We start from the raw sequence: 12,303 nt of genomic DNA, 5'->3' as shown, positions 1-12,303 counted from the left end.
CCCCGATACGATCGGGAAGCGGGTTTCGTCCGGCTGTATCCGGCTGACCAATGAGGACGTCGTGGACCTTTATGAGCGGGTGAAAGTCGGAGCGAAGGTGATCGTGCTTCCGGCAACCGCTGCCCGTCGACCTTCCCAGGGCGCGCCGCCCGACGCTGCTTTTCGATTGCCCGACCCGGCATCGCCGTCGAAGCGGCCCTTGGCGGCCAACGCGCAGATGCTGTCATCTGGACCGAAGATCGCCGAGGTCCAGTAACTCAGTTCTCCGTCCCCGGTCTGCAACCGAGGACAAGGAGGCAATTCAAGTCGTCGCGTCTAAGTCAGCTTCTGGTGCAACAGCGAAGTGGCGATGCCCTTCATTGAGGTCCGTTTAGTGGAGGCGTAGCGGACTAGATTTTTCTTACCCAGAGTTCTTCGCACTTCGACCCTCAAGAAACATCAGACTTGTGGCTGGAAATGTACGACCGCGTGAACTAGCTCACATCGCCTTACGCCGGGTTGAGGGTAGCGTAGGTTAGTCGCGCGACTGGAATGAAGCCGCTCAATCTCGAGGTCCAAACGGCTTCCGGCAGGGATGTTCGACTGATCATTTGAGAAATAGCATGGAATGTTGTCATGCTGTTAAGCGCTCATTGTTCTGAAACCTCCCCAAAACGACTTTGCACCATCACAATGGTGCACGGCACATGGGGTGGGGGGCAGGCGAGTTCGCGATGGCATGCGTTGTGCCGCGCCGCGACTGCTCTGTTCCGCGCTGCTCGTGCCCGGTTCCGTAGCGTCCCGCCTGATCCTGCGTGGTATGATGAAGGATCCTTGTTTCGCAGCAAGTTGGAGTCGGAACTGCGCGAAGCGGACATCGCTGCAAGCTATCGCATATTTCAGTGGAGTGGGGGCAATTCGGTGCGCGATCGTGCGCGCGCGGCCGAAGAACTCTCTCATCAATTGGCGTCGGATCCCGACAACGCCAATTCGATCGTGATCGCTCATAGCCATGGAGGCAACGTAGCCTTTTTGGCGATCTCAAAACTAGGAAATCGCGGCGCAAATTTTCATCTGATCACCCTCGCGACTCCGTTTGTTCGCGTATTTCCAGCTCGGCATGCAGGTTCGTTCGAGTTTATTGGCGCTATGTCTTTCTTCGTTACGCTCGGCTTTGGACTCTCTCTACTGCATAGTCACGTGCCTGAACCTTGGAACAGGGCCCTCGGGCTGCTGGGCCCCTCTGACTGGCTTGCTGACCCTCGCGCGTTCTCCCTTACTCCGCACGTTCTCTCCGTGTTGCTTTTCTGGCCCCCCCTAGCAGTCGTGTCCTATTTGCTTGCGCACCTTTTCTTGAATCCATCACCTCGACTGAGTCAGCTGGTCGAGCAGACCGAAGCGCGGGCATCGCGGTTTTCCAAGATCGCCAAGCTAGAGCAGTTAGCTGGTCAGATGAAGGCGTGGGCATGGCGGCCTTTCAATATCTCCAAACTTGCAAATTACGATAGCACGAGTCCCCTGGCGCCCAATCTACTTGTGATACGAGGAATTGATGATGAGGCTGCGTTAATGCTTGTTAGCGGATCTATCGGTACCGCTATTAGTCGCATCGCAGTAAGGCTATTGTCGAGTCCGAAAGTTCTCTTGTTTTTGGTCCTTTGCCACATTTTTCGCTTTCCCGTACACACACATATCGCTGATTGGTTCGATCAATACATTATGCAGGCTGGTTACTTTGTTCTGATGAGCCTTCTATGTGTTTTTCTGCTGACTCCTGGTCTGTTCAACAGCGCGTTCGGGACAGAGTTTCTGATAGGGGCCGCTCGCTGCGAGATCGCGCACGATTCAACTCCAGATTCGACACGCGCCCGGATCATCACCTTGAAAACGCCGGACCAGCAGCCAAGGGTCCAAAACAGCGCATTGAGCGCTTCGAGCATGCATCATGGGATTTACAATTACCCCAGCTGCGGGCGAGAAATCGTGAAATGGATCGCTGAGAGTGTGCGATAGCCGCCCAAGTGAGGAAGCGAGCTATTTGTCGGCATCGGGCAGTCGCGACAATTCGAGTTGGGGATCAATCTCAAACTCGCGAAGGCCTTAGTCTCGCGATAGGGCAATCTTTCCCCTGTGTGCGTAATAGTTAATCAATGCGGCGACTGCATTTGCCGGCGTCGGCGATCGTCTCTTCTTGGCCCATCAGCGAAATGGCGGCACGGGCCAAGAGGTCCGTTCAATAAGGCGGAGCGGATTGGATTTGCTTACGCTGAGTTCTTCGCTTCGTGACTCTCGTCGGGCGTCCGTTGATCTCAAGTTGGGTTCTTCGCATTTTGACCCCGAAGCGGAGCTGACACTCAAAATAGCGACTGAGGTCAGGGGTGCTCTTCGTCGTGAGCCTGGAACGGTTCCACGTTCTCGTGGCACCGACGCCCGACTGGCCGGAAATGAGAAAGACCCAAATCAAGAGGAACCGCAAACATTCCCCGGCGCGGGTTAGCGCGGTAGACATCGGGTTGGCGGTTGGCTGGACCTGACTGGGGCTTGGTTCCCCGCGGATTTGCATCGGGTCCAGACCGTCTGGCGTTCGCGCGTCGGCCGCGCGTGCAGCGAATGGCCCATCGTCGACGTCTTGCCACGGTCCTGCTATGGATATGATTGCGTTCTACCGCCACGACCGCAGATCGAGACCCGAAAAGTGGAAGGCGCACACGAACATGCACCTTAAGCAAACAGCGAGCGGCACGCTGATAGGTGCCGTGATGTTGGCGGCCATCGGTCTTGGAACGATCGCAAGCGCCGACGCCCAGGTCGCACAAGCAGGACCTCCGGCCGTCGGCGTGATGGAAGCGGTCAAGCGGCCCATCATTCAATCCAGCGAGTTTCTGGGACGTGTCGAAGCGACCAATCGCGTCAGCGTTGTCGCGCGCGTCACCGCCTTTCTGGAGCAGCGCCATTTTGTGGAAGGTGCCGAGGTCAAGACTGGCGATCTGCTCTACACGCTCGAGCGCGGTCCCTTTGAGGCCGACCTCAAGTCGAAGCAGGCGCAGGTCGCGCAGTTGCAGGCAACTTTGGTCAACGCCAAGCTGACAACCGAGCGGGCAAGGACGCTCCTGGGCGGACCGGCCGGCCAACAATCCACCTATGACGCTGCAGTCGCCAACCAGCAGAGCCTGGAAGCGCAAGTGCAGGCGGCACAGGCGCAGGTCGACCTATCGCAGATCAATCTCGACTACACCGAAATTCGCTCGCCGATCGACGGCATGATTGGACGCACCTCAGTCACTGAAGGCAATGTGGTCAGCCCGAGTTCTGGCGTGCTCACGACTATCGTCAGTCAGGACCCAATGTATGTCACGTTTCCGGTGTCTGTCCGCGAGGCCCTGGATCTGCGCGAACGCTACGCCCCACGGGGTGGCTTCGACGCAGTTGTCATTCGCCTTCGGCTAACAGACGGCCGCCTATATGATCAGGTAGGCAAGCTCAATTTTGTCAGTAACACGATCGCGCAGAGCACCGACACGATCATGCTGCGGGGCACGATTCCCAATCCGCCCTTGCCGCATCTGTCGGGCGGCCGCCTGGTCGTGCGCGAGCTTACCGACGGTGAGTTCGTCACCGTGTTGCTCGAAGGCGTGCAGCCGGTCGATGTCGTGGCGATACCGCGCTCGGCCGTGCTTTCGGATCAGCAGGGTGAGTATGTTTTTGTTCTCGGCGCCGACAACAAAGCCGAGCAGCGGCGAATTCAGCTTGGGCAATCAACAGCGACGATTGCATCCGTGACAAGTGGGCTTTCGCCAGGTGAAAAGGTGATCGTCGAGGGCTTACAACGGGTGCAGCCCGCCCGGCCGGTGGCGCCGGGACCCGCGAGCAAGCTGCTGCAGTCGAGCCTGAACGAGAGCGTGGACAGTGGCAGCGGCCAGAAAAGCGGCGGCGGGCTAGGGCCGAAACCGACGGGCACAACTCCATGATTTCGTCGGTCTTCGTAGATCGCCCACGCCTGGCCATTGTGATCGCCTTTGTCATCACAATAGCGGGCGCGCTTGCGCTTTTGCAGATTCCGGTGGCGCAGTTCCCGGACATCGTGCCCCCGCAGGTCACCGTCAACGCCAACTTTCCGGGCGCGTCCGCCGAGGTGGTGGAATCGAGCGTCGCCCAGCCGCTTGAGGCCCAGGTCGTTGGCGTCGACAAGATGCTCTACATGAAGTCGACGAGCGGCAATGACGGCACCTATACGCTGACTGTCTCGTTTGCGCTTGGCACCAATCCCGACATCAATACGGTGAATGTCAATAACCGCGTGCAGAGCGCTCTTGCGCAGCTGCCGACCGAGGTGCAGGCGCAAGGTCTGACGGTACAGAAGCGCTCCTCGGCGGTGCTGCAGTTTATCGTGCTGTACAGCAAGAGCGGCGAGCAGGATCCACTCTTCATCACCAACTACGCCATTATCAACGTTCTCGATGCGATTTCTCGCACGCCCGGCGTCGGCCAGGCGACGCTGTTCGCCAAGCTGAACTACTCTATGCGTATCTGGTTTGATACGCAGCGCCTTACCAGCCTCAATCTGGCGCCGTCGGACGTGATCGCAGCGATCCGCGCACAGAGCGTGCAGGCACCGGTCGGCCGCATCGGGGCCCGCCCGATCAGCGACGATCAGCAGTTCCAGTTCAACGTGCAGACGCAAGGTCGATTGGCCACCTCGACGCAGTTTGGCGATATCCTGCTGCGCGCGAATCCGGACGGCTCGGTATTGCGGATCAAGGACGTCGCCCGCGTCGAGATAGGCGCGCAGAATATGGACAGCGAAGCCCGGATCGACGGGCAGGCCGGCGTACCCATGGGGATCTATCTTGCCCCCGGCGCAAATGCGGTGACGACGGCGAGAGCCGTGCAGGCGACTCTCGCAAGGTTGTCCGAGCGGTTTCCGCCGGGATTAGCCTACCTCGTGCAATATGATTCGACGACCTTTGTCACGGATACCATCAAGGAAGTGTTGAAGACCCTGGGTGAGGCCTTCCTGCTCGTCGTGTTCGTGGTTTTCGTGTTCCTCGGCAATTTGCGCGCGACCGTAATTCCGGCGGTCGCGGTTCCCGTCAGCTTGATCGGCGCCTTCGCGGTCCTCCTGGCGCTCGGCTATTCGGCCAACACGGTCTCTCTGCTCGCGATGGTGCTCGCGATCGGCATCGTGGTTGATGATGCGATCGTCGTTGTCGAGAATGTCGAACGCGTGATGGAGGAGGAGCCGGATCTTTCGCCCGCCGAGGCGACCAAGAAAGCGATGACGCAGATCACCGCACCGATCATTGCGATCACGCTGGTGCTGTTGTCGGTGTTCGTGCCGATCGCGTTCATTCCGGGAATCTCGGGCACGTTGTTTCGCCAGTTCGCGGTCACGATCAGCGCGGCGATGGTGATCTCGGCGCTGAACGCGCTCACGTTGTCGCCGGCGCTCTGTGCGGTGTTCCTGCGTCACAGCGGGCCGCGGCGCGGCATCATGGCGCGCGTGCTTGGCGGGATCGATTGGGTTCGCGACGGCTATGCCGGCATCGTGCGCCGCCTGCTGCGCATGGCGCTGTTGTCGCTTGCCGCGGTGCTGGTGTTCGCGGGCGGAATTTTTGGCGTGTCGCGCATCACGCCAACCGGGTTCTTGCCCGAGGAGGATCAGGGCGCGTTCTTCATTGCGGTGCAACTGCCCGACGCAGCGTCGGTCGCGCGTACCAGTGAAGTGGCCAAGCAGGTCGAGACGTTACTCAAGCAGATTCCAGCAATCGAACATGTGCTCTCGATCATCGGCTTTTCGCTGCTCGATGGTGGCAATCAGCCGAATTCGGCGTTCATCGTCGCACGAATGAAGCCATTCGCGGATCGCAAGGCGGCGGCAGATTCGGTGCAGGCGACGATCCGGCGGACGTTCGCCGAGGGCGCGCAAATCCGCCAGGCCAACATTCTGCCATTCAATCTGCCGCCGATTATCGGTCTATCGACCTCCGGCGGGTTCGAATATCAACTCGAAGCGCTCGAGGGACAGGATCCCGCGGCCGTCGGTAGCGTGGTGAGTGGCTTGATCAGCGTGGCGAACCGCGATCCGCGCCTGACGCGCGTGTTCTCGACCTTCACCGCGACCAATCCCTCGATCTTTCTTGATATCGACCGTGCAAAGGCCCAGGCCCTTGGCCTCAACATGAGCGACGTGTTCACGGCGTTGCAGGCGACCCTCGGCGGCTTCTATGTCAACAACTTCAACCTGTTCGGCCGTACCTGGCAGGTCAATGTGCAGGGCGAGGCGGCCAATCGCGGTGACGTTTCAGACATCTGGCAAATCTACGTTCGCAACAGCACTGGCGAAATGGTGCCAATTCGCTCCATCGCGAACATCAGGATTGTGACCGGGCCGCAGGTGATCACGCGTTACAACAACTACCGCTCTGTCACCATCAACGGCGGACCTGCCGCCGGTGTTTCCTCGGGCACGGCGATCGCTGCGATGGCAGAAATCTCCAAGTCCACGTTGCCGGCGGGCTATTCCTTCGAATGGACCGGCACCGCCTATCAGGAGCAGGCGGCGTCTGGCCAAACTGGCATCATCCTCGGACTAGCGGTGCTGTTCGCATATCTCTTCCTGGTGGCGCTCTATGAGAGCTGGACGATTCCTGTCCCCGTCTTGCTGGCCGTCGTGGTGGGGGTCCTTGGCTCTTATGTGGCGATCAAGATCTCCGGGCTCAATCTCGACCTTTATGGCCAGATCGGGCTCGTCGTGCTGATCGCGCTCGCTGCCAAGAACGGGATTCTGATCGTGGAGTTCGCAAAGGAGCAGCGTGAAGCCGGTCGATCGGTGGAAGATGCGGCGGTGCTCGGATCGCAAATGCGGTTCCGAGCCGTGATGATGACCTCGATCGCATTCATTCTCGGCCTGGTCCCGCTGGTTGTCGCAACGGGAGCAGCCGAACTGAGCCGCCGCGCGGTTGGCACCGCGGTGTTCGGCGGGATGCTCGCAGCAAGCTCGATCGGCGTTTTCCTGGTGCCGTTGCTGTATGTGACCTTTCAGCGATGGCGGGAGGCGGCGAAGCATCGCTTTGGCAAATCCCGCCAGACGCCGTATCCCCCGGCGTCTGATAAGCACTGAAAGTCGTCCCATTCGTCCCGTCGCGGGCGAAAGGTTGGCATGGCAGTCGCATTCCGAGAGTGAAGCGGGCCGGACCAGGGAGGCTCAGGGGGGTAATGAACTCGCGCCAAGCACCCGCTGCGCGATCGCCACCACCTCGGAGGCCGCGATGTCGCGCATGCAGCGGTGGTCGTTCATCCGGCAGATCGTGCTCTGACAGGGCTGGCAGGACAGCACGCTCTTGTCCTGGACGACGGTTGCGGCAAGCCCGTTGAGGGGGGCCCAGAGGTAGGGGCTGGTCGGGCCGAAGATGCCCATGGTGGGCGTCCCTAGGGCGGCCGCGATGTGCATCAGCCCCGAATCGTTGGAAATGGCGACGCCGGCCGCAGCCATGGCCAGTACGCCGTTGCGCAAATCGTTGCCGGTGAGGTCGCGGACCCCCGGGCCACCCGCCGCGACGATCTCCTTTGCCAGCCCCTTTTCCGCGGGGCCTCCGACCACCCAGACCTCGAGCCCGCGCTCGACCAGCAGCCGGGCAGCCTCCGGATAGTAGGTCCAGCGCTTGGAGACGCCGACCGAGCCGGGGGCCAGCGCCACGGCAGCCCGGGCGCTCAGGCCGTTGGCCTGCCGCCAGCGGGCGATCTCCTCGGCCGGGACCCGCAATTGCGGCACCGGCCATTCCGGGGGCAGGGGCGCGCCGTCGGGCTGGGCGAGGGCGGCATTCTTGTCGATGAAGCGGGGCAGCCGCTTCTCACCCCAGCGCCAGCGGTTGATCAGGCCGAACCGGAACTCGCCGACGAAGCCGACCCGTTCGGGGATGCCGGCCAGCGCGGGCGCGATGGCCGCTTTCCAGGTCCGGGGCAGCACCAGGGCAGTGCCGTAGTTCCGCTCGCGCAGGAGCTTCGCCAGGCCGAACTGGCGGCTAACTGCGAGCCGGCTGCGCGGCAGGTCCCAGACGATCCCCTGGCGCACGCCGGGCATGTAGTCGACCAGGGGGGCGCACAGCGATGTGGTCAGGAGGTCGACCGGCCGATTCGGCCAGCGCTCCTTCAGGACCCGGACGACGGTGTGATTCCGGACGAAATCGCCGATCCACATGTAGGGAATGATCAGGATCGGACGGGTGTCGCTCCGATCTGCATCTCCGCTAAGCTGCGAATCTTTGTTCATTCGTTAATAGGACCAAGGGTGCGCAAATATGGCGGTTCGGTTAGCCGCTCCGGGCCGGCAGGTAAAGCCGCTCGAGGCCTGATCCCAAAACCGCTTACACTTTGACGGATCATGCGCTAGGGCAGGACAGGGCCTTAAGAAATCAGGCGGGGAAGCTGGAATGTTGCTGGTGACCGGCGGGGCCGGTTTTATCGGATCGAATATCGTTGCGGCGTTGAATGACGCCGGCCGCAGCGACGTCGTCATCTGCGATCTCCTCGGCGACGACGGTAAATGGCGGAACCTCGCCAAGCGCCAACTTGTGGATATCGTCCCGCCGGCCGAGCTGCTCGACTGGCTGAAGGGCCGTAAGCTCGATGCCGTGATCCATCTCGGGGCGATTTCCGAGACCACCGCGACCGACGGCGATCTCGTGATCGAAACCAATTTCCGCCTGTCCATGCGTCTGCTCGACTGGTGTACGGCAAATGCAGTCCAGTTCATCTACGCTTCGTCGGCCGCGACCTACGGCGACGGCGCGGAAGGTTTTGACGACGACGCCTCGCTGCCGGCGCTGAAGAAACTGCGGCCGATGAATCTCTACGGCTGGAGCAAGCACCTGTTCGATCTTGCCGTCGCCGAGCGCGTCGCGAACGGCGATCAGTTGCCGCCGCAATGGGCCGGGCTAAAATTCTTCAACGTGTTCGGCCCCAACGAGTACCACAAGGGCTCGATGATGAGCGTGCTGGCGCGCCGCTTCGACGACGTCAAGGCGGGCCGCGTCGTGCAGCTATTCAAGTCGCACCGCGAGGGCATCGCCGACGGCGACCAGCGCCGCGATTTCATCTACATCGACGACGTCGTGCGCGTCGTGATGTGGCTGCTCGCAACGCCCTCCGTATCCGGGCTCTTCAATGTCGGCACCGGCAAGGCGCGCAGCTTCAAGGATCTGATGCTTGCGGCCTATGCGGCGCTCGGCGCCAGGCCGAACATCGAATATATCGACATGCCCGAGGCGATCCGCGGCGCCTACCAGTACTTCACCCAGAGCGAGGTCGATCGCCTCTGCCGTGCCGGCTACAACGGTGGCTTCACGACGCTCGAAGACGCGGTGAGGGTCTATGTCGGGGACTATCTCGACCGGCCCGATCGCTTCCGCTGAGGCTCATCACAATGCCCACGCCCATCCTCGACTTCGATGCCCTCGCGCAAGACATCGCGCGCCGCACGGTGCTCTGCATCGGCGATATCATGCTGGACGAGTTCGTCTACGGCGAGGTGTCGCGGATATCGCCGGAAGCGCCGGCGCCTGTCATCGCCGCGCAGCGCAGTGAAATCCATATCGGCGGCGCCGGCAACGTCGCGCGCAATGTCGCCTCCCTCGGCGCGCGCTGCATCTTCGTCGGCCTCGTCGGCGAGGATGACGCCGGTGCACGGCTCAAGGCCGCGCTCGAAGAGCAGGCCGGAATCGAAAGCATGCCGGTCTGCGATCCGTCACGGCCGACCACACGGAAAGTGCGCTTCGTCTCCGAGCATTTCTCCACGCATATGCTGCGCGCCGATTGGGAGCAGGCGCTGCCAGCCTCCGACGCCGTCGAAACCAGGTTGATCGAGGCGATCCTGCCTCAGATCGCGCGCGCCGACATCGTGCTGCTATCGGACTACGCCAAGGGCGTGCTGACCGCGCGCGTGATCCGGCACACGATCGATGCCGCGCGAAAGCTCGGTAAGCCCGTGATCGTCGATCCCAAGAGCCTGAACTGGGCGATCTATCGCGGCGCGACGCTGCTCACGCCCAATCGCAAGGAGTTTTCGGAGGCCACGCGAAGCCGCGCCGACACCACGCAGAGCATCGTCGATGCCAGCGAGGATGTGATGCGGCTCGCCGATTGCGAGGCGATCCTGGTCACGCAGGGCGAGCACGGCATGACGCTGGTGCCGCGCAATGGCGAGGCCGTCCATGTGCCGGCTTTCCCTGTAAAGGTGCGCGACGTCTCCGGTGCCGGTGACACCGTCGCTGCGGCGCTCGCGGTGTCGCTCGCCGCAGGCGCGGACTGGGACACGGCGCTGCGCATGGCAAATGCCGCCGCCGCCGTCGCCGTCGGCAAGCAGGGTACCGCCAGCGTGAGCGCGGCCGAGCTGCGGCGAAAGATCCTGCCGCATGCCTATCTCGCGGCCGAGGAGAAGATCGTGCTCGAACCGGGCGCGCTCGATGCGCAGCTCGCCGAATGGAAGAGGCAGGGTCAGCGCGTCGGCTTCACCAATGGCTGCTTCGACATCCTGCATCCCGGCCACGTCAAGGTGCTGACCGCGGCGCGCGCCGCCTGCGACCGCCTGATCGTGGGCCTCAACAGCGACGCCTCGGTGCGGCGGCTGAAGGGCGCCGATCGCCCCGTCCAGGACGAGCGCGCGCGGGCTGAGGTGCTGGCGGCGCTCGAAGCCGTCGATCTCGTCGCCATCTTCGAGGAGGATACGCCGATCGATCTGATTACCCGGATCAAGCCGAGCGTGCTGATCAAGGGCGGCGACTACACCCGCGAGCAGGTCGTCGGCTACGAGGTCGTCGAGGCCGCGGGCGGAACGGTGGTGCTGGTCGACATCCTCCAGGGCTTCAGCACGACGGCGCTGGTCCATCGCGCGCGGGGAGGGGCCAAGTGACGGCGCTTGTGCGGGAGACGACCTTCCAGATGCTGGGGCGGCGCTTGCGCAGCCCGGCGGCGTGGAGCGAGACGGCCGACCTGTTCGCTATCCTGACGGTGGCCTCGCTGCCCTGGTCGACCTCGCTCACGGCGATCTTCAATGCCATGTTCCTGATCTGCATGGTGCCGTTCCTCGATTTGAAGGCATTCCTGCAATCGCTTAGGCGTCCGATCGCTGCCGCTCCGCTTGCGCTGTTCCTGCTCGCGTTGGTGGGCACGCTGTGGTCGGACGCAGCCTGGGGCGCGCGCTTTTATGCGGTCAATCCGACCGTCAAGCTGCTCGTGTTGCCTGTCCTGCTCTATCACTTCGAGCGCTCGCGGCGCGGTCACTGGATCTTCATCGCCTTCCTGGTGTCCTGCGCGCTGCTGTCGGTGATGTCATGGCTGGTCGCCTTCAATCCCGGCCTGTCGCTGAAGCCCTATGATCCCCAAGAGCGCGGCATCTTCGTCAAGAACTACATCGACCAGAGCCAGGAATTCACGCTATGTGCAGTTGCGCTCGCATATCCCGTGTTGAAGCTGCTGCGTGAGAAGCGCTATTGGCTCGCCGGGCTGCTTACGGCTGTTGCGCTCAGCTTCTTCGTCAACATGGCCTTCGTGGTGGTGTCGCGCACCGCGCTCGTCACGGTTCCGATCATGTTCGGCGTGTTCGCGCTGCTTCACCTCAGGTGGCGCAACATCGCGATCATTGCCGCTGCTCTGGTCGTCGGCGCGGTTCTCGCTTGGCAGACCTCGCCGCAATTGCGCAAGACCGCCGACACCTTCATGAGTGATTACACGGGCTACAAGGAGAGGGGCGAGCCGACCTCACTCGGGCTGCGTCTCGAATTCTGGCGGAAATCTCTCGGTTTCTTCGCGGAGGCCCCGGTCAAGGGACACGGCACGGGCTCGACGCGCGGATTGTTCGAGCAGGTCAAGACCGGCAGCGGCTATCAGGCCTCCGCCGAGGTGATCGGCAATCCGCATAACCAAACGCTGAACGTCGCGGTCCAATGGGGCATCGTCGGTGTCGTCATTCTCTATGCGATGTGGCTCGTCCATCTGCTTTTGTTTCGCGGCGACGGGCTGGCCAACTGGATCGGGCTTCTGGTCGTGGTGCAGAACATCTTCACCTCGTTGTTCAACTCCCATCTGTTCGACTTCCACGAGGGCTGGATGTACGTCATCGGCGTTGGCGTAGCAGGTGGCATGGTGGTCCGCGAGCGGCAGGCCAAACCGAAGGTGGTGGAAGCCGGTTCCTGAACGGCCGCGCGGCTTCCAAGTCTGTTCTGGCAAGTCTTGTGCTGCAAGGCTTGTTCTGCAAGTCTTATGCTGGCAAGTCTCGCCGAGATGGGCTATCAGCGCGGTCAGGTTGCATCTAACGGGATTTTCATCGGT

General features: G+C 62.0%; 8 protein-coding genes. 7 read left to right on the top strand and 1 reads right to left on the bottom strand.

Annotated features, from left to right (window positions below):
* The 4 genes from AC629_RS05240 to AC629_RS05225 all read left to right on the top strand — a co-directional run.
* On the top strand, positions 1 to 256 hold a 256-nt coding region (locus tag AC629_RS05240), incomplete at its 5' end, for a L,D-transpeptidase (RefSeq protein ID WP_143198926.1).
* Between the two features lie 557 nt (positions 257 to 813).
* Positions 814 to 1,992, top strand: coding sequence for a lipase family protein (locus AC629_RS05235; protein ID WP_084803709.1), 1,179 nt, complete (start codon positions 814 to 816; stop codon positions 1,990 to 1,992).
* 701 nt (positions 1,993 to 2,693) lie between these two features.
* The gene (locus tag AC629_RS05230; protein ID WP_084803715.1) at positions 2,694 to 3,947 is read left to right on the top strand and encodes an efflux RND transporter periplasmic adaptor subunit; all 1,254 of its coding nucleotides are present in this window, start codon (positions 2,694 to 2,696) and stop codon (positions 3,945 to 3,947) included.
* A complete protein-coding gene (locus AC629_RS05225; protein ID WP_084803708.1) occupies positions 3,944 to 7,099 on the top strand; it encodes an efflux RND transporter permease subunit in 3,156 nt (1,051 codons plus the stop codon). Before AC629_RS05230 ends, AC629_RS05225 begins: the two co-directional genes overlap by 4 nt.
* Positions 7,100 to 7,183: 84 nt before the next feature.
* Here AC629_RS05225 and waaF read toward each other — a convergent pair whose 3' ends face one another.
* A complete protein-coding gene (gene waaF / locus AC629_RS05220) occupies positions 7,184 to 8,248 on the bottom strand; it encodes a lipopolysaccharide heptosyltransferase II (protein ID WP_084803707.1) in 1,065 nt (354 codons plus the stop codon).
* 160 nt (positions 8,249 to 8,408) lie between these two features.
* Between waaF and rfaD the strand changes: the two genes are divergently transcribed.
* The 3 genes from rfaD to AC629_RS05205 are packed head-to-tail and all read left to right on the top strand — an operon-like array spanning position 8,409 to position 12,168.
* A complete protein-coding gene (gene rfaD / locus AC629_RS05215) occupies positions 8,409 to 9,389 on the top strand; it encodes an ADP-glyceromanno-heptose 6-epimerase (RefSeq protein WP_084803706.1) in 981 nt (326 codons plus the stop codon).
* 11 nt (positions 9,390 to 9,400) lie between these two features.
* On the top strand, positions 9,401 to 10,885 hold the full coding sequence (gene rfaE1 / locus AC629_RS05210; RefSeq protein WP_084803705.1) for a D-glycero-beta-D-manno-heptose-7-phosphate kinase: 1,485 nt from the start codon (positions 9,401 to 9,403) through the stop codon (positions 10,883 to 10,885).
* Positions 10,882 to 12,168: an O-antigen ligase family protein gene (locus tag AC629_RS05205; RefSeq protein WP_084803704.1), complete on the top strand. Its 1,287-nt coding sequence runs from the start codon at positions 10,882 to 10,884 to the stop codon at positions 12,166 to 12,168. Before rfaE1 ends, AC629_RS05205 begins: the two co-directional genes overlap by 4 nt.
* The last annotated feature ends 135 nt before the right edge of the window (positions 12,169 to 12,303 follow it).

Source organism: Bradyrhizobium sp. NAS80.1, from assembly GCF_001908205.1.
Classification (GTDB): domain Bacteria; phylum Pseudomonadota; class Alphaproteobacteria; order Rhizobiales; family Xanthobacteraceae; genus Bradyrhizobium.
Note: the sequence above shows the minus strand (reverse complement) of the source record. Positions and strands in the feature narration are given on the sequence as shown.

Bases quoted from the DNA above. Each gene is read 5' to 3' on its own strand.
- rfaD (WP_084803706.1), top strand. From the start codon at position 8,409: ATGTTGCTGGTGACCGGCGGGGCCGGTTTTATCGGATCGAATATCGTT.
- waaF (WP_084803707.1), bottom strand. From the start codon at position 8,248: ATGAACAAAGATTCGCAGCTTAGCGGAGATGCAGATCGGAGCGACACC.
- AC629_RS05230 (WP_084803715.1), top strand. From the start codon at position 2,694: ATGCACCTTAAGCAAACAGCGAGCGGCACGCTGATAGGTGCCGTGATG.
- AC629_RS05225 (WP_084803708.1), top strand. From the start codon at position 3,944: ATGATTTCGTCGGTCTTCGTAGATCGCCCACGCCTGGCCATTGTGATC.
- rfaE1 (WP_084803705.1), top strand. From the start codon at position 9,401: ATGCCCACGCCCATCCTCGACTTCGATGCCCTCGCGCAAGACATCGCG.